This window comes from Leifsonia sp. C5G2 (genome assembly GCF_013359685.1).
In the GTDB taxonomy this organism is placed as follows: Bacteria; Actinomycetota; Actinomycetes; order Actinomycetales; family Microbacteriaceae; genus Leifsonia.
Genome location: NZ_JABFMV010000013.1, coordinates 22,651 through 40,686, shown reverse-complemented (window position 1 = coordinate 40,686; position 18,036 = coordinate 22,651). Strand labels below are relative to the sequence as shown.

Annotated in this window: 13 protein-coding genes; 6 read left to right on the top strand and 7 right to left on the bottom strand. The window is 72.5% G+C overall.

The annotated features are described in order from the left end of the window. Positions 1–22 precede the first annotated feature (22 nt). Complete coding sequence (locus HNO83_RS15790) at positions 23–1,531, top strand: SGNH/GDSL hydrolase family protein (protein WP_175338483.1); 1,509 nt, start codon at positions 23–25, stop codon at positions 1,529–1,531. On the opposite strand, the gene HNO83_RS20815 is transcribed toward HNO83_RS15790, so the two are convergent. The 3 genes from HNO83_RS20815 to HNO83_RS15775 form a co-directional block, all read right to left on the bottom strand. After that, complete coding sequence (locus HNO83_RS20815; RefSeq protein ID WP_175338482.1) at positions 1,524–3,260, bottom strand: LCP family protein; 1,737 nt, start codon at positions 3,258–3,260, stop codon at positions 1,524–1,526. The two genes, HNO83_RS15790 and HNO83_RS20815, sit on opposite strands and share 8 nt — an antisense overlap. Before the next feature lie 163 nt (positions 3,261–3,423). Continuing rightward, positions 3,424–3,930: a MarR family winged helix-turn-helix transcriptional regulator gene (locus tag HNO83_RS15780; RefSeq protein WP_175338481.1), complete on the bottom strand. Its 507-nt coding sequence runs from the start codon at positions 3,928–3,930 to the stop codon at positions 3,424–3,426. 38 nt (positions 3,931–3,968) lie between these two features. Beyond that, on the bottom strand, positions 3,969–4,514 hold the full coding sequence (locus HNO83_RS15775) for a hypothetical protein (RefSeq protein ID WP_175338480.1): 546 nt from the start codon (positions 4,512–4,514) through the stop codon (positions 3,969–3,971). A gap of 86 nt (positions 4,515–4,600) precedes the next feature. Between HNO83_RS15775 and HNO83_RS15770 the strand changes: the two genes are divergently transcribed. Continuing rightward, entirely contained in the window at positions 4,601–5,200 is a 600-nt protein-coding gene (locus tag HNO83_RS15770) for an NADPH-dependent FMN reductase (RefSeq protein ID WP_175338479.1), read from the top strand. A 66-nt stretch (positions 5,201–5,266) separates the two neighbouring features. Here the strand turns inward: HNO83_RS15770 and HNO83_RS15765 are convergent, their stop codons facing one another. The 3 genes from HNO83_RS15765 to HNO83_RS15755 all read right to left on the bottom strand — a co-directional run bounded on the left by HNO83_RS15765 (position 5,267) and on the right by HNO83_RS15755 (position 11,563). Further along, positions 5,267–6,043, bottom strand: coding sequence for a DNA-formamidopyrimidine glycosylase family protein (locus HNO83_RS15765; protein ID WP_175338478.1), 777 nt, complete (start codon positions 6,041–6,043; stop codon positions 5,267–5,269). Positions 6,044–6,073: 30 nt separating this feature from the next. Continuing rightward, a complete protein-coding gene (locus HNO83_RS15760; protein ID WP_175338477.1) occupies positions 6,074–10,849 on the bottom strand; it encodes an Lhr family ATP-dependent helicase in 4,776 nt (1,591 codons plus the stop codon). A 63-nt stretch (positions 10,850–10,912) separates the two neighbouring features. Beyond that, positions 10,913–11,563, bottom strand: coding sequence for an alpha/beta hydrolase (locus HNO83_RS15755; protein WP_175338476.1), 651 nt, complete (start codon positions 11,561–11,563; stop codon positions 10,913–10,915). 115 nt (positions 11,564–11,678) lie between these two features. Here HNO83_RS15755 and HNO83_RS15750 point away from each other — a divergent pair, with 115 nt between their 5' ends. From HNO83_RS15750 to HNO83_RS15740, 3 genes are all read left to right on the top strand, one after another. Next, positions 11,679–12,260, top strand: coding sequence for an NUDIX hydrolase family protein (locus HNO83_RS15750; RefSeq protein WP_175338475.1), 582 nt, complete (start codon positions 11,679–11,681; stop codon positions 12,258–12,260). A 62-nt stretch (positions 12,261–12,322) separates the two neighbouring features. After that, positions 12,323–13,186: an alpha/beta fold hydrolase gene (locus HNO83_RS15745; RefSeq protein ID WP_175338474.1), complete on the top strand. Its 864-nt coding sequence runs from the start codon at positions 12,323–12,325 to the stop codon at positions 13,184–13,186. Next, entirely contained in the window at positions 13,179–13,775 is a 597-nt protein-coding gene (locus tag HNO83_RS15740; protein ID WP_175338473.1) for a TetR/AcrR family transcriptional regulator, read from the top strand. Before HNO83_RS15745 ends, HNO83_RS15740 begins: the two co-directional genes overlap by 8 nt. Positions 13,776–13,831: 56 nt before the next feature. On the opposite strand, the gene HNO83_RS15735 is transcribed toward HNO83_RS15740, so the two are convergent. Next, positions 13,832–15,487, bottom strand: a complete 1,656-nt coding sequence (locus tag HNO83_RS15735; RefSeq protein WP_175338472.1) for a DEAD/DEAH box helicase — start codon at positions 15,485–15,487, stop codon at positions 13,832–13,834. Between the two features lie 241 nt (positions 15,488–15,728). On the opposite strand from HNO83_RS15735, the gene HNO83_RS15730 reads away from it, so the two are divergent. Continuing rightward, positions 15,729–17,984 carry a HelD family protein gene (locus HNO83_RS15730; protein ID WP_175338471.1) on the top strand — a complete coding sequence of 752 codons (2,256 nt, stop codon included), beginning with the start codon at positions 15,729–15,731 and terminating at the stop codon, positions 17,982–17,984. Positions 17,985–18,036: the final 52 nt, after the last annotated feature.

Sequence of the window (18,036 nt, the reverse complement as noted above, 5' to 3'; positions counted from 1 at the left end):
CGCCGCCACGGAAGGATGGATCATGCAGAGAACACGCACGGCCGGCACAGGTCGTGGGATGCGGCTCGCCGTCGTGGGCGCGGTGGCCGCGATCGCGATCGGGATGCTCACCGGAACGCCGGCGGCGGCCGCGCCGAACGGCTACCTCGCCCTCGGCGACTCGTACGCCTCGGGCCAGGGGGTCGACGGGACGAAGGGCGACGACCCGACCTGTCTGCAGTCTCCCGCGGGCTACCCGGCACAGGTGGCCCAGAGCCTGGGGCTGACCCTGACGGACAACACGTGCTCGGGGGCCGTGCTCGGCGACATCTTCCAGACCTCGGCGAAGGGCCACGCCCCGCAGGCGAGCCTTCCGGCCGACTCCGTCTCCCTGGTCACGATCACGATCGGCGGCAACGACCTCGGCTTCGCGTCCATCCTGACCTCCTGCCTCGCGCTCTCCGCCTCGGGACCGCTCACGAGCCACCAGCCGACGTGCAAGGACAAGCACACGGTGGACGGGGTCGACGCGGTCCAGGCGAAGCTCGAACGGGAGGTCGGTCCGGTGCTCTTCGACACCCTCGACGATCTCCGTCGCACCTACACGTCGGCGAAGATCGTCGTGGTCGGCTACCCGACGCTCATGCCCGATGCGTCCCACACCCCGGAGGGCGGGTGCTTCGCGCCGCTCAAGCAGGGAGCGAGCTTCCCGTTCGTCACCAGCGACCTCGCCTGGATGAACACCGTCCAGCGCGCGCTCGACCGCAAGCTCGCGCTCGCCGCGCAGTACGCCGGCGTCGACTACGTGTCGCAGATGGCCACGACGGTGGACAACTCCTCGTGCTCGGCCGCGGGTGAGCCGCACATCGCCCCGCTCACGCTGACGGGTCTCTCCACGTCGCCGCAGTCGTTCCATCCGAACTCCGCGGGGCTGAAGGCGATCGGTCAGACCGTCACCTCGGCGTTGAGCCCCCGCGCCGCCTTCCAGGGCATCCGCGGCCAGCTGATCCCGCAGGCGGGCGACAACGACTACCTGCTCCAGTACGTCGTCCCGGCAGCAGTCTCCGGCGCGATGCCGGATGTCGCGGCGACCAGGAACGGCCAGTACCTCTCCAACGTGAAGGGCGGAAGCGGGTACTACCTCGATCTGTCCGGGAGGGGGTCCGCGCACTTCCGCTACTACTCGCAGAAGGTCACGGTGAACCCGGGCGACCAGGTCGAGCTGAAGGTCTACCAGAACGGCACGCGCCAGGTGCTCACGCCGCTCCCCGCCTCATTCGCAGGGGTGACCGGCCAGCTGGTCCGCACCTCCGGCGATTCGTACCAGCTGCAGATCTGGGTGCCGACCAACACGCTCGCCACGACGCCCGACGTCTCGGCGCGGATCAACGGCAAGTACTCCGCCCACGTGACGGGCGGAAGCGGCTACTACCTGCAGGTCACGTCGGCACCGGGGTACCGCGTCTACTACCAGACGGTGACTGTGAGGCCGGGCGACACGGTCGTCCTCAACGTCACCGCCACCGGCGCCCAGCAGATCCTGTCTAGTTGATGCAGACCTTGTCGCTGTAGTTGGTCGCCGGGCCGCTCGGCGTCGGAGAGGGAGCGGGCGCGGGGGCGCCGCTGCCCGCGTTCCCTCCGCCGGCCGAGCCCCCGGCGCCCGGCGCGGCCGGCATGATGCCGTCCTCGCCCAGGACCACGGTGACGGTGCTCACATCGGAGGTCTGCTGGACCGAGGCGCCCGGAAGATACGCCGCGACCGCCTTGGCCTCCGCCTCCTTGCCCGACGGGTACTGGATGACCGTGGTCGCCCGGGAACTCGCGTCGCCGGGTGCGCCCGTGTGGAAGCCCGCGCCCGCGAGGGTCTGGGTCGCGGTGGTCGCCGCTCCGTTCTCGCTGCCGCCGTTCAGCACGGTGACCGACGTGTCCGCGGGCTTGGCCGCGGTCGCCTTGTCGTACGCGCTCGGGGTGCCCATCAGGCTCTGGATGAACGCGGGCATCGCCGCGGTGTCGACCTCGACGATGGACAGGTCCTGGCCGTCGACCGTGATCGTCGGGGTGCCGGAGATGGGGATGGTCGCCGACTGGATCTTGCCGCCGGTCAGGCCCTGAAGCTGCCCGGCCAGCTGGAGGAAGTTCAGGCCGGGGTCGGTCTCGAGCGAGCCGCTCACCGCATCCAGCACCTTGGTCAGCTTGCCCGGGTTCAGCAGCGTCCCCGCAGAGAGGAACTTGTGCGCCTCGACCGAGAGGAAGTACTGCTGGCGCACCACCCGGTCCAGGTCGCCGCGGGGGAGACCGTGACGCTGGCGCACGAAGGACAGCGCCTGCTTGGCGTCCAGAGTCGAGACGCCGGCCGGGAAGTTCGCGCCCGAGTACGGGTCGTCGACCGCGGCGTTGAGGCAGACCTGTACGGGGCCGAGCGCCTGCGCGATCGTGTAGAAGCCGAGCAGGGAGACGCGGACGTAGTGGTCGATGCTGAGGCCGGTGAGGTTCTGTACGGTCTGGATCAGCAGCTTGGCGCCCGCCGTCGGGTCGGTCGCGCCGCCGCCCAGCGAGAAGGCCGCGTTGAGCTTGTTCATGCCGTGGCCGGGCACGTCCACCCACGAATCGCGAGGGAGCGAGATGAGCGTGGCCGACTTCCCGTTGGCGGGGATGTGCAGCAGCATCATCGTGTCCGTGTTCGTGCCGCCGCCGTCCTGGGTGGTGCTCAGCTGGTCCAGCTCGGCCTGGGTGGCGCCGGAGGGGCGATGGTCGTCGCCGACGAGCAGGATGTTCTGGTCCTGGCCGTCCACGTCGTGGCCCGACTTGGAGATGACGTCGACGTGCTTCACGCCGCCGACGAACCGGAAGTAGCTGTATGCGGCGTAGCCGCCGACCACGATCAGCAGCACGGCGAGGGCGCCGGCCGTCCAGGCGACGATCCGCTTCGTGCGGCGCCGCTTGCCGGGGCGCTTGCCACGTCCCGGGCCCGTCGCGCCGCCGGTGCCGTCGTTCCCGCCGCGACCGCCTCCGCCGCCGTGACCGCCTCCGCTGCCGTGACCGCCTCCGCCGTTGCGCCCTGCGCCGTCCCCGCCGAGGCCGGGAGCGTCTCCGCCGAGCCCGAACGGGTCGAACGGTGCGTGCGCCCCGCCACCCGTCGGCACGCCGGAGGCGGGCCTCGTGGCGCGGACGGGTCGGCGCGGGTCGGCGGGCGGCACGCGTCCGAAGACCTCGGTCGCCGGCGGCTGCTGGTCGCTGCCGTCGGCGCCGGGCCCGGAGGCGGGGAAGTTCGGGCGTCGCACACGGAAACGCTAGGGGGCGACGGCTTGGAACCGGCTGGTTTCGGGCCGTGTTCCCGACGAATCGCCAGGAATTCCGCCAGGGCCTCCCAGCGGGGAGCCGCCGAACCGGCCGTCGCCCGTGTGAGAACCCTCACCCTCGCAGCGGCGCCAGAGACCCCGGCGGTCAGTCGTCGCAGTCCTCCGGCGCGGGGCAGTCCTCGTCGGAGATCGCCGTGTTCATCGTCCTCGCGATCCCGAGAAGGGCGTCCTGCTGCTCCGTGCTGAGGGCGTCGAACAGGATGCGGCGGATCGTCGCGGAATGCTTCGGCAGCGCCCGCACGACCACCCGCCGGCCCTCGCCGGTGAGGTGGATCCAGGTCGCTCGCCGGTCCTCGGCGCACTCCTGCCGTTCGACCAGGCCGCGGGACGCCATCCTGGTCACCTGGTGCGACACCCGGCTCTTCTCCCAGCCGGTCGACTCGACGAGGTCGCGCACCCGCAGCCGCCGGCCGGGCGAACGCACGAGCGCCATCAGCACCTCCAGTTCGGAGATGGAGATGCCGTCGTCGTGCTGGAGCTGCGCGTCCAGCGTGCGGTCGAATCCGCGGCGCATGAGGTGGAAGGCGCGGAACAGCTCCAGTTCGTCGTCCGTCAGCTTCCGCGGGTCCGGTCGGGTGCGCACGGTGGCCATAAGCCATCCTGACATGCCCGGTCCGCGATGCGGCGGACTCAGTGGGCGAGCGACTCCAGGAACACCACCAGTACACCGAGCGCGACGAGCACCAGCAGCACCGCGAGCTGCCGCCACCCGGAGAGCCCGGTGCGCGACACCGCGATCCGTGCGATGACGGCGAGCGAGGCGATGAGGGCGACGATCGCGATGATGAGCCCGGTGCGGTCCTCGATGACGTCGAACACAGCGAGCCCGATGCTGATCAGCGGGACGACCAGCACGCCGAGCGCCCGCGACGACACTGCGACCATGTGCCGGAACTCCCGGACCGACGGCAGGGTGCTGTGCGCGATCATGTGCGAGACGAGGTCGGACGCGAGGCCCGCGAGCAGCACGCCGACGACCGAGACGACCAGCGTCCACAGGATGCCGGGGGAGTCGAGGGCGTCGCCGTGCGCGTTCGTCGCCATCAGGATGGCCAGCGTGGTGAAGGTGACATAGATCCGCTCGCGCAGGCGGTCCCCGGCCTCACGGCGTTGCTCCTCCGTCGCGTCGGGCGGGAGATGCGTGTCGTCGTTGCGGTGGAGGCGCTCGTCGGACATGCCGCGAGCCTAGCGGGAGGGCCGGGAATGATCGACGCGCGGACGGCGTTCGCGTTGGATGACACGTCATCAAAAGGAAGGCTGACATGACGAAGATCGCGATCATCATCGGGAGCACGCGCCCCGGTCGCAACGGCGAGGCCGTCGCCCGCTGGGTGCACGAGAACGCTGCGAAGCGGACGGACGTCGAGTACGAGCTCGTCGACCTGAAGGACTGGGACCTCCCGCACCTCGACGAGGCTCTGCCGGCCGCCATGGGGCAGTATGCCGGTGAGCACACCAAGGCCTGGGCGGCGAAGATCGCCGAGTTCGACGGCTACCTGTTCGTCACCCCCGAGTACAACCACAGCACCTCCGGCGCCCTCAAGAACGCGATCGACTACGTCGGCGCCGAGTGGTACAACAAGGCGGCCGGTTTCGTCAGCTACGGCGTCTTCGGCGGTGCCCGCGCGGTCGAGCACCTCCGCCTCGTGCTGTCGCAGCTCCAGGTCGCGACCGTGAGCGCCTTCGTGGGCCTGAGCCTCGCGCACGACTTCGAGAACTGGCAGCTGAAGCCGACCGAGCAGCAGACGGCCGCGCTGACCCCGCTGTTCGACCAGCTCGAGTCGTGGTCCGCCGCCCTCGCCACCGTCCGCACGGCCTCCGCCGCGGACGAGGAGCAGGACGAGGACGACGCCGCGGCCTGATCCCGCTTCCCGGGCGCCGCGCCTACCGCTGCGCCCGGGCGAGACCTGCCCGGTCTGCCGGCTTCGCTACGTCTGGCAGACCGGGCAGTAGTACGTCACCCGCTCCTCCAGCTCGGTGCGCCCGAGCGACGACGAGCGGATGGCCGTGCCGCATCGCCGGCACGGCTGGCCGCGCCGTCCGTAGACCCAGGTGTTCCGTCCGCGTCGGGTGTCCCCGGTGGTGACCCGCACCGTGCGGTCGCGGTTCGCCGTGATGAGGCGGAGACCGAGGTCGACCGCCGCGGGCAGGTCGACCTCGCGCACCGGCCGGGTGGGCAGCATCCCGCGCAGGAAGCAGAGCTCGTTGGCGTAGACGTTGCCGAGCCCGGCGAGGTTGCGCTGGTCGAGCAGGGCGACGGCGATCGGCGCGTCCGGATGCTCGGCGAGCCGCCGCAGGGCTTCCCCGGCGTCCCAGTCCGGCCCGAGCAGGTCGGGTCCGAGGTGGCCGACGACCTCGTCTTCCCGCTCGCGCGGCAGCACCTCCAGGATCCCGAGCTGGAAGCCCACGGCCTGCGCGCCCTCGGTGGTGAGCACCGCTCGCGCCTGGTAGCCGGGATGCCGCCAGCGGCCGCCCGGCGGGTACACCTCCCACGAACCCTCCATCTTCAGGTGGCTGTGGATGGTCTGGTCGCCGACGTGCATCAGCAGGTGCTTGCCGCGGCTCACCACCTCGTCCATCCGCTCCCCGGAGAGGTCCACCGTCGCATACTTCGGCACCCGGAAGTCGGTCGTCGTCAGGACCTGCCCGGCGAGCGCGCGGTGGAGCCGCTGTGCCGCCTGATAGACGGTGTCGCCCTCAGGCATGCTCGCGCCCCGAGGCCGGTTTCGCCGCCGTCATCCGCGCAGCCTCAGCCCGCGAGGCGTGGCGAGGAAGCCCGCCTCGGACAGCGCGTCGCCGAGTGGTGAGCCGAGCACGAAGCCGCCGTTCACGGTCTCGACCGCGAGCTTGTCCACCCGGCGTCCGGTGACCAGCGCGGCGAGGGCGCGCGAGGCGGCGGAGAGCACCTCGGGGGCGTCGGTGTCGGTCGGCTCGGCAGCCGGTTGCGACGCCGCATCGGTGCCGGAACCGGCGGTGGGGCCGGAACGGGGGACGAAGCTGAGCAGGCTCTTGCCGCCGCGCTCGACGTAGAGGGCGAGCTCGCCGTCGACCAGCACCACGAGGGCGCCGGCCTTGCGCCCCGGCCGATGGCCGGTTCCGCCCTCGCCGGGCACCGCCGGCCACGGCAGAGCGGCGCCGTACGGGTTGGCGGGGTCGGTGGCCGCGAGCGCCACCGCCTCGAACGGGCGCTGCTGGGTGTGGTCGCGTGCGTACGAGCGCAGCCGATCCACTGTCGCACCGCTCGCGAACTGGGCGGCGCCGAGGGTCTCGATGAAGTACCCGCGCCGGGCCCGGCCGGTCTCCTCGAACCCGCTGAGCACCTTGTAGGCGAGGGCGAATCCTCCCGGAGTGCCCTCGTTCATGACCGAACCGCGGGTGACGACGCCGTACCGGTCGAGCAAGGTCTCGGCCTGCCCGTGGGCGCGGACCGTCGAGTCGAGGTCGCGCTCGGGGAGCAGCGACCAGCGGCCCGCGACCGTGGGCGGTCCCATCCGCGTCACCATCGCCGAGCGCGTGGCCGCCCGCCCGCGGTACATCCTGGCCCTGGTCGGCTGCCGCGGACGCTTGTGGGCTCCGGAGCCGCCGGCCGTGAGCGTGCGCAGCGGAGCCAGGGTGTCGTTGGTCACGCGTCCGGCCCAGACCAGGTCCCAGAGCGCGGTGACGAGCTCGGCGTCGTCGATCGCCGAGCCGCGCTCGGCCCCGAGCGCGTCGGACAGCTGCCGGAAGAAGTATCCGCCGCCCCGTCCGAGAGCCTCCAGGATGCCGCGCTGCAGTTCGTCGGGTTCGTGATCGGACGGCGGTGCGAGCGTCAGCGGGGCGCTGTCGGCGAGGTGCAGGCTGATCCAGCCGTCGTCGCCGGGCAGGCTGCCGTCGCCGGCCCAGATGACCTCGCCCGTCGCGGTCAGCTCGTCGAGCATGGCCGGGCTGTAGTCGGAGACGCGGCTCGGCAGCACGAGCGACTCCCAGGCGGACGCGGGAATGCGCGCGCCGGCCAGCTGCTCGATCACGGAGGCGACCGCATCCACCCCGCGCAGCGTGGAGCCGACATGCTGCCACTCGGGCAGGAACCGTCCGTAGGTGCTCGTGTCGACCGGCTCGACCTCGTGGCGGAGCGCCGCGAGCGACATCCGCCGCAGCCGCCGGAGCACCTCGGCGTCGCTCCACTCGCTGCCGTGCGCGTGCGGACGGAACTCGCCCTCCACGACGCGCCCGTCCCGGGCAAGCCGACGCAGGGCGTCGTGCACGATCGCGGGCCCGAGCCCGAACCGCGAGGCGATTTCGGCGGTCTCGAACGGGCCGTGCGTGCGGGCGAAGCGGCTCACCAGGTCGCCCAGCGGGTCGTCGACCGGCTCGATGAACGCGACGGGCACACCGATCGGGAGCGGGACCCCGAGCGCGTCGCGCAGGCGGCTCGCGTCCTCGATCGCGGCGAACCGCTCCACACCCGCGATCGTCACCACGAGGGCCCGGCGGGTGTCGACCAGCGTCGCCAGATGCGCGGAGGCGGTCTCGCGATCGGCGTGCGGCGTGGCTGCGACCTCCTCGCCGTCGGGGGTCGACGCCGCCTCGTCGACAGATGCCGCTGCGGTGACAGAGGCCGCCGCGATGGCGGCGGCGCCGTCGGCTTCGAGCCGTTCCGCCACTTCGTCGACCGACAGCGGTCCGAGCAGGCGCAGCAGGTCGGCCACGCCCTCCACCCCGCGCACGCGCCGCTCGGGCGCCAACCGCTGCAGCTGCAGCTCGACGCGCTCGATGACCGCGGGGTCGAGCAGTTCGCGCAGCTCGGCTCGGCCGAGCAGCTCGGCGAGCAGGCCGGCGTCGAGCGAGAGTGCGGCAGCCCGGCGCTCGGCGAGCGGGCTGTCGCCCTCGTACATGAACGCAGCGACATATCCGAACAGCAGCGAGCGGGCGAACGGCGATGCGGTCTCGGTCGCGGCCTCGACCAGCCGGATGCTGCGCTGCTCGATCTGCTTAGCGACGTCGGTGAGGGCGCCGAGGTCGTAGACGTCCTGCAGGACCTCGCGGATGGTCTCCAGGATGATCGGGAAGCTCGGGTACTTGCGGGCCACATCCAGCAGCTGCGCCGCCTTCTGCCGCTGCTGCCACAGCGGGGACCGCTTGCCCGGGTTGTACTTCGGGAGCAGCAGGGCCCGGGCCGCGGACTCGCGGAACCGCGAGGCGAACAGGGCCGACCCGCCGACCTCTGCGGTCACCAGCTCGTCGAGTTCCGCCGGCTCGAACACGAACAGCTCCCCGCCCGGCGGCTGCGCCTCGGTGTCCGGGATCCGCACGACGATCCCGTCGTCGGCCGCCATCGCTCCCGCGTCGATCCCGTAGCGCTCGCGCACGCGCGCCTGCACCGCCAGCGCCCAGGGCGAGTGCACCTGCATGCCGAATGGGGAATGCAGCACCACGCGCCAGTCGCCGAGCTCGTCGCGGAAGCGCTCGACCACGAGTGTCTTGTCGGTCGGGACGTGGCCGGTCGCCTCCTTCTGCTCGCGGAGGAAGGCGAGCAGGTTGCTGGTCGCCCAGGCGTCGAGCCCGGCTTCGACGCAGCGCAGCTCGGCGTCGGCGGGGGAGGCGCTGCTCAGCTCGCGCGTGAAGGCGCCGACCGCGCGGCCGAGCTCGGCCGGACGCCCGATGCCGTCGCCCTTCCAGAACGGCAGACGGCCGGGCTCGCCGAAGGCCGGCGTGACCAGCACGCGGTCGTGCGTGATCTCCTGGATGCGCCAGCTCGTCGAGCCCAGCGCGAAGACGTCGCCGACCCGCGACTCGTAGACCATCTCCTCATCGAGCTCGCCGACCCGGCTGGCCTTCTCGCCGACCATGTAGACCCCGAACAGGCCGCGGTCGGGGATCGTGCCGCCGCTCGTGACGGCGAGCCGCTGGGCCCCGGGGCGGCCGGTGATGACACCGGTGTCGCGGTCCCAGACGATGCGCGGGCGCAGCTCGGCGAACTCGTCGGACGGATACCGCCCGGCGAGCAGGTCGAGCGTGGCGTCGTATGCGCTGCGCGGCAGCGTGGAGAAGGGGGCGCTGCGGCGGACGATGTCGAACCAGTCGTCGGCGTCGATCGGTTCGAGCGCCGTGGCGGCAACCGTCTGCTGCGCCAGGATGTCGAGCGGGTTCGCCGGCACCCGCAGCGACTCGATCAGCCCGGCGGTCATCCGCTCGGTCGCGACCGCCGAGTGGATGAGGTCGGCCCGGTGCTTCGGGAACACCACGCCCCGCGAGATCTCGCCCACCTGGTGACCCGCACGGCCGACCCGCTGCAGACCGCTCGCGACCGAGGGCGGCGCCTCGACCTGCACGACCAGGTCGACCGCGCCCATGTCGATGCCGAGCTCGAGGCTCGACGTCGCGACCACGCAGCGCAGCCTGCCCGTCTTGAGGTCGTCTTCGATGAGCGCGCGCTGCTCCTTGCTCACCGAGCCGTGGTGGGCCCGCGCCAGCACAAGCGTCTCGGCATCGGCGACGGCCTGGGACCCGCGGGTCTGTCCCGAGCCGCCCATAAGCTCGGCGGGCGCCCGCCGCGGGGCATCGGTGTCGGACGCGCTCGTGTCGACGGCGCCGCCGAGCACGCGCTCCTCGTAGATCTCGTTGAAACGCGCGGTCAGCCGCTCCGCCAGACGGCGGGAGTTCGCGAACACGATGGTGGACCGGTTCTCCAGCACGCGGTCGACGATCGCCTCTTCGACGTGCGGCCAGATCGATCCGGCCTGAGGAGGGGAGCCATCGCCCGGATTCTCGCTCGCATACGTCGAGGTGCCGAGCTCGCTCATGTCCTCCACCGGCACCACGACGCGCAGGTCGAAGCGCTTGCCCGCGGGCGGCGCCACCACCTCGACGGGCGCGTTGCCCGCCAGGAAGCGCGCCACCTCCTCCGGCGGACGGACCGTCGCCGACAGCCCGATGCGCTGCGCCGGCCGTTCGAGCAATGCGTCGAGACGCTCGAGCGACAGCGCCAGGTGGGCGCCGCGCTTCGTGGACGCGACGGCGTGCACCTCGTCGACGATCACGGTCTCCACCCCGGCGAGCGTCTCGCGCGCCTGCGATGTGAGCATCAGGAACAGCGACTCGGGCGTGGTGATCAGGATGTCCGGCGGGTTGCTGAGCAGCGCCCGCCGGTCGGAGGCCGGGGTGTCGCCCGACCGCACGCCGACGCTCACGTGCGGCGGCTCCGCGCCCAGCCGCTTGGCCGTCTGGGTCACGCCGACCAGGGGAGCGCGGAGGTTGCGCTCGACGTCGACGCCGAGCGCCTTGAGCGGCGAGATGTAGAGAACGCGCGTGCCCGCCTTGGCCTCGGCCGGGCGCGGGTCGGTGGCGAGCCGGTCGATCGCCCACAGGAAGGACGCCAGCGTCTTGCCCGAACCGGTGGGGGCGATCACCAGCGCGTGCTTGCCGTGCGAGATGGCCTCCCAGGCCCCCTGCTGCGCGGCCGTCGGCGCGGCGAAGGCCCCGCGGAACCACTCGCGGGTCGCGGGGGAGAATCGATCGAGCACCTCGCTCACCCCACCATCCTGCACCCGACCACCGACACTGTCAGGGGCGGCGGCAAGACCCGTGGACAACGCTCAGCGAGGCAGGTTGCCGCGGATGAAGGTGGAGATGTCGCCGAGCTCGAGCGGCGAGATCGCGTGCCCCATCCCCTCATAGATCCGCGCGTCCAGCGAGGAATGCTGCGGCAGCCACTCGGACGTCCGGTCCAGCGACGAGGCCGGGATCGCGTCGTCGAGCGTGCCGCGGCCCCAGAACACCGGCACCCGCGCATCGGCGAGCTCCTCGTCCCCGGGCTGGGAGCCCTGCACGACGAAACCGGAGAGCTGCACCGCGTAGTCGAAGCGGTCCGGCGCGTGCCGCAGCAGCTGCAGGGCCATCGCGCCGCCCTGCGAGAATCCGAGCAGGCCGGTGGGCACCCGGGGCTGCTCGTCGAGCCAGTCGAGCACTGCGCGGGTCGCGGCGTCGGCGTTCCCCGCAAGGGGGTCGCCCGGCAGGTTGGTGAAGCGCGAGAACCATGCGAAGCCCGCCCCTTCGGGGATCGGTGCGCGCAGCGAAGCGATCACCGGCTCCAGCGGAAGGTACGCGGCGATGCCGAACAGATCGGCCTCGTCGGACGCGTACCCGTGCAGGAGGATCAGCAGGGGCCGTCCGGCGCGGTCGCGCTCCGACGCGGACCACAGCACGGCATCGCGGTCGATACGCAGGTCGGGAGCGGGAAAAGGCACTCTCCATTCTCAACGCAGAGGGCATTCCGTCCACAGCCCCCGTCGGAGTGCCGCCCATCCACAGGTCGTCCTGTCCCTCGTAGGTGGATGCATGCCGCTTCCGTAGGATTCATGCATGAGCGTTCGCACCCCCGATCCGGACCCCACGCCCGACCCGCTGCCCGGCGACGGGCCGCAGCCGGGCCCCGCCTGGCTGTCCGACATCGAGCTGGAGCAGATCCGGCGCCGGCTTCCTCTGCTCTACGTCGAGGCGGTGCCGGTGCGGGTCGACGGGCTCGGGCAGGTTACAGAGGTCGGCATCCTGCTGCGCGCCAACGCCGTGGGCCAGATCACCCGCACCCTCGTCTCGGGCCGCGTGCTGTACGGCGAGACCCTGCGCGAGGCGCTCTTCCGCCATCTCGAGAAAGACCTGGGGCCGATGGCCTTCCCGCAGCTGCCGGCGAGTCCTGTGCCGTTCCAGGTGGCCGAGTACTTCCCGATGCCGGGTGTCTCGCCGTACACCGACGAACGCCAGCACGCCGTGTCGCTCGCGTACGTCGTCCCGGTGACGGGCACGTGCGACCCGCGCCAGGATGCACTGGAGCTGACCTGGATGACGCCGGAGGAGGCGACGTCGCTCACCGTGAGCGAAGAGCTGGAAGGCGGAAGGGGCGCGCTCGTCAAGGCGGCGATGGCGTCGCTCGGGCGCATCGCCTGACCTCCGGGAGCCGTCGGCAACGGCTCTTGACTCGTTTGGCTAATGGTATTAGCTTTATGGCTATGACCATTTCAGTCGAGTCGCAGGTGCGCTACCTGCAGCGCCACGACGGGCGCATCAGCTACACGGTCGAGGGCCAAGGGCCCCTCGTCGTGGCGGTCCCCGGAATGGGCGACCTCCGCTCCAGCTTCCGTGAACTCGTCCCCGCCCTCGTCGCCGCCGGCTACCGCGTCGCGGTCACCGACCTCCGCGCTCACGGGGACTCCGACACCACGTTCCGCGAGTTCGGCGACATCGTCACGGCCGGCGACGTCCTCGCCCTCGTGGAGGCGCTCGGCGGCCCGGCCGTCGTCCTCGGCAACTCGATGGGCGCCGCGGCCGCGGCCTGGGCTGCGGCCGAGCGCCCCGACCTGATCGCCGGTCTCGTCTTCTATGGCCCGCTGCTCCGCGATCCCGCGATGGGCCGGGCCACGACCGGCCTCCTCCACCTCTCGTACCGGGTGCTGTTCGCCCGGCCGTGGGGTGCGTCGGCGTGGGCCCGCTACTACCGCAGCACCCTCAACCGCGGCACCACGGCGCCGTGGCTGGACGAGCACGTCGCCGCCATCCGGTCCTCGCTGAAGGAGCCGGGTCGCCTCGCGGGCTTCCGCCACCTGACGCTGCAGCTGACGCACTCGGTCGTCGAGCCGCGCCTGCCCGAGATCGCGGCGCCGATGCTCGCCTTCGTCGGGGACCTCGACCCCGACTACCGCGACACGGACGCCGAGGTGGCGTGGATGGAGTCGCAGCGCGTCCGGGTCGTGCGGGTTCCCGAAGCCGCGCACTACCCGCACGCGCAGCGTCCCGATGTCGCCGTGCCCGGCACGCTCGAGTTCCTCGCGCCACTTCGCACCGCGGACGCTTCGGCCTGGGCCGCGCGTGCCTAGGGCCGGGCTGACCCGGGCGGCCGTCACGGCGGTGGCGATCGACCTGGTCGACGAGGGCGGGACCGCCGGTTTCGACCGGCTCACCCTCGCCGCGGTGGCCGGGCGCGCGGGGGTCGCCGTCCCGAGCCTGTACAAGCACGTCTCGTCGATCGACGACCTTCGCCGCCTGCTGGCGACGGAGTCCCTCGCGGAGCTCACCCGGGTGCTCGCCGCCGCGACCATCGGCCGCGCGGGGCCGGAGGCGGTCCGCGCGGCGGCCGACGCCATGCGGGACTTCGCCCGCCGGCATCCCGGGCGCTACGCCGCGACGCAGGTGGCGCCGCACGGGTCGGATCCCGCCGACGGCGAGCTGGTGGCGCGCGCCGAGGAGACCATCGCGGTGCTGGCCGGGGTGCTCCGCGGTTTCGGCCTGCCCGACGACGAACTGGTGGATGCGATCAGGATGCTGCGCAGCGCGGTCCACGGCTTCGTCACGCTCGAGCTGGGCGGCGGCTTCGGCCTCCCGGACGACCTCGACCGCAGCTACGCCGTCCTGGTCGACGGCGTCACCGCCGGCATCGAGCGCCTCGCACAAGCCCCCGAGAAGTGAGTAATGGCGGCTATCCGGACCGGATAGCCGCCATTACTCACATCTCGTCGGGAGGGTCAGCCTTGGGCGCGGCGGGAGCCGCGGCCGCGGCGCACCGACCCGTCGCCGGACGACGAGGTCGAGTAGACGGCGCTCGACGCACGGCCGCCGCCCTGCGACGCCCCCTGCTTGCCCGAGCGCTGACCGGATGCGGACGAGCGCTGGCCGGGCGCGCCGTGCTCGGCGTGACCCGTGCGGCCGCCCGCGGCCGGAGCCCCGTTCGGACGCTGGCCGCGCCCGCGACGACGCGAGCCGCCGCCCTGCGCCCCGGCGCCGTCGATGCGGCCCTGCCCCGAGCCGGCGGCGGCGCCCTGCCTGCCGGATCCGCCCTGACCGTTCCGGCCCGCTCCCGAGCCCTGACCGGCGCCGGCACCGCCGCCGCGGCGGGCGCGCTTGCGCTGGGCGTTCGCGCCCTGCGACATCCCGCCGCCCGCGTTCCGCGGCTGCTCCGGTGCCGGCGCGACGCGCGGCGCGACATCGCCCACGAGCGAGACGACGGCGGGCGAGCCGGCCGTCACCCGCTGAGGGGCGACCGAGATCGCGGCCTTGCGCAGCAGCGTGCGGACGTCCTCCGCCTGCGAGGAGAGCATCACGGTGACGACGTCGCCCGCGCTGCCGGCCCGGGCGGTCCGGCCGGAGCGGTGCAGGTACGCCTTGTGCTCCGCCGGCGGGTCGACGTGCACGACGAGTTCGACGTTGTCCACGTGCACGCCGCGCGCTGCGACGTCCGTGGCGACGAGCACCTTCACGCTGCCGTCGCCGAACGCGGCCAGGTTGCGGTCGCGGGCGGCCTGCGCAAGGTTGCCGTGCAGGTCGACCGAGGGGATGCCGGAGGCCGTCAGCTGCTTGGCGAGCTTCTTCGCCTGGTGCTTGGTGCGGGTGAACAGGATGCGGCGGCCCGTGCCCGAGGCGAGGGCCTCGACGAGCGCCTTCTTGTCGTCCGGGCTGTCGACCTGCAGCACGTGGTGGGTCATCGCCTCGACCGGGCTGGACTCGTCGTCGACGGAGTGCAGCACGGGGGAGTGCAGGAAGCGGGTGACCAGCTTGTCCACGCCGTTGTCCAGCGTGGCCGAGAACAGCAGACGCTGGCCGTCCTTCGGGGTGGCGGACATGATGCGGGTCACGACGGGCAGGAAGCCCAGGTCGGCCATGTGGTCGGCCTCGTCGAGCACGGTGATCTCGACGGCGTCCAGCGACACGAAGCCCTGCTTCATGAGGTCTTCGAGGCGGCCGGGGCAGGCGACCAGGATGTCGACGCCGGCCTTCAGCTCGGCGACCTGCTTGTTCTGCGAGACGCCGCCGAAGACGGTCGACACGCGCAGCGAGTAGGCGTCGGCGAGCGGGCGGAAGGTGGCCGCGATCTGGGTGGCCAGCTCCCGGGTCGGTGCGAGCACGAGCGCCAGCGGGCGGCCGGCCCGGCGGGGGCCGCCGGCGAGGACCGTGCCGAGGCGCGCGACGAGCGGCAGTGCGAAGGCGATGGTCTTGCCGGAGCCGGTCTTGCCGCGGCCGAGGACGTCCTTGCCCGCGAGGGCGTCGGGCAGAGTGTCGGCCTGGATGGGGAATGCGGTGGTCTTGCCGTCGGCCGCGAGGACCGAGACGAGCGGAGTGGGGACGCCGAGGTCGGCGAAAGTCTGGGACAAAGGTGTGCCTTTCGGGCGGTGACCGGTCGGCATGCGGCGGACCGGGCGGGTGGCGAGCGCACCGAGCGGCGCGATCGTTCGCCGTATGAAGAGAAGCGTGCGGGGCGGAGTCGGAAGGTGACCCGACACAGGCCCGGCGCGACGCGAAGCGTTCTACGACGCAGCGGGCAGAATCGGCCCGCACCATCACTCTAGGGCATACCGCCGTGCGAGTGCTGAGAGCGCAGACACAACCGGAGGTCGTAGACTGTCGGCCCGGAAACGAGAGGTGGCCATGGGCGTGGTGGAGTCGGAGCTCGAACGCGAACGCGCTGTGGTCTCGGAGCTGTACCAACGGCTCGATCGGCTGCGCGCGGAGACCGAGGAGCGGCTGGCCCGCGTCCGCCGCGACAGCGTCGGGAGCAACCACCAGGCGCGCAGCGAACGCGACGCCTTCGCCCGGCTGTACGAGGACCAGCTGACCCAGCTCCGGGAGGTGGATTCGCGTCTCGTCTTCGGCCGGCTGCTGCTCGAGGAGCCGATGGACGGCTCCGACCACCGGTACATCGGCCGGGTGGGCCTCCGCGACGACGAGGAGCGCTCGGTGCTGGTGGACTGGCGCGCCCAGCAGGCCGGCGCGTTCTACCAGGCGACCGCCAGCGAGCGGATGGGGGTGCGCGCCCGGCGCCACCTGACGATGTCCGGCCGGCAGGTGACGCGGATCGACGACGAGGTGTTCGACGAGGCGCTGCTCGACGGCGATCAGGCGCAGGAGAAGGTGCAGGGCGAGGGTGCCCTGCTCGCGGCCCTCACCGCGCAGCGCACCGGGCGCATGCACGACATCGTCGCGACCATCCAGGCCGAGCAGGATCGCATCATCCGCTCCGACCTGCGCGGCGCGCTGGTCGTCCAGGGCGGGCCGGGCACCGGCAAGACCGCGGTGGCCCTCCACCGCGCCGCCTACCTGCTGTACGCGAACCGGCAGCGGTTGAGCGCCTCCGGTGTGCTCGTCGTCGGCCCGTCGACCGCCTTCCTGCGGTACATCGAGGCCGTGCTGCCCTCGCTCGGCGAGACCGGTGTCGTCATGTCGACGCTCGGCGACCTGTTCCCCGGCGTGGAGGCGACGGCCGAGGATGCCCCCGACGCCGCGGTGCTGAAGGGATCGGCCCAGATGGCGCGGCTGCTCTCCCGCGCGGTGAAGTCCCGGCAGAAGGCGCCGGCGGAGGAGCAGACCATCGTCGTCGACAACGAGCGGCTGACGGTGCGACCCGACCTCGTCCAGCGCGCCATCGCGAAGGCCCAGCGGACCGGGAAACCGCACAACGTCGCCCGGGTGACCTTCGTGAAGCACGCGCTCGGCGAGCTGACCGACCAGCTCGCGGCACAGCTGCGGGCCGCGGGCTCCACGATCGACGACGCCGACCTGAAGGTGCTGCGGGAGGACCTGCGCACCTCCTACGACGTCCGCGTGCTGCTCAACACCGCCTGGCTGCCGTTGACGCCGCAGAAGCTGCTGCAGGACCTGTACGCGCGCCCCTCCTGGCTCGCCGAGCTCACGCCGCGGTGGACGGACGCGCAGCGGGCCGCCCTGGCGCGTGACCGCTCGGAGCCGTTCACCGTCTCCGACGTCCCGCTTCTGGACGAGGCGGCCGAGCTGCTCGGCGACTTCCCCGGCAGGCCGGACCCCGCCGACCGGGAGCGGGAGCGCCAGCGCAAGCGCGACCTCGAGAACGCGCGGGCGGCCATCCGGAACATGGGCGTTCAGGGCCTGGTCAGCGCCGAGCAGCTGGCGGACGGCTTCGCCGAGCAGGCCGACCGCGGCACGACCGCCGAGCGCGCCGCAGCCGACCGCAGCTGGACGTACGGCCACGTCGTCGTGGACGAGGCGCAGGAGCTGTCGCCGATGCAGTGGCGGGTGCTGCTGCGCCGCTGCCCGATGAAGTCGTTCACGATCGTCGGCGACATCGCGCAGGTCGCGTCGGCGGCGGGTGCGACGAGCTGGCGGGAGGCGCTCCAGCCCCTGTTCAAAGACGCCTGGCGGCTCGAGGAGCTCACGGTCAACTACCGCACGCCCGCGCAGATCACACGCGAGGCCGAGCGGATCGCCGCCGACGCAGGCCTCCCGATCACGCCGACGCGGGCGGTGCGCGAGGGCGAGTGGCCGATCCGCCGGGTGACCGCCGCCTCCGCGGAGGCCGGCGCGCTGGGCGACGCCGTGGCGGAGGCCGTCGCGCACGACCGCGGCATCGACGGCACCGGAACGGTCGCCGTCATCGCGACCGCCGCCGACCTGCCCGCCGTGGCGGAGGCCGTCGCCGCGCGCTTCGGCGACCAAGCCGGCCGCGGTGCCACGGGTCTCTCGCGGCCGATCGCCGTGCTGACCGGTTACGAGGCGAAAGGCCTGGAGTTCGACGCCGTCGTCCTGGCAGACCCCTACGCGCTCGCCGCCGAGTCCCCGCGCGGCGCCGCCTCCCTCTACGTCGCCATGACGCGCCCTACCCAGCGCCTCACCCTCGTCACCCGCCCCGAGCCCCAAGCCAACAGCTCCTGAGTTCTTCGAGCGAATCGCCGAAGCGGACTCGAAAAACTCAGGAGCTGATGGC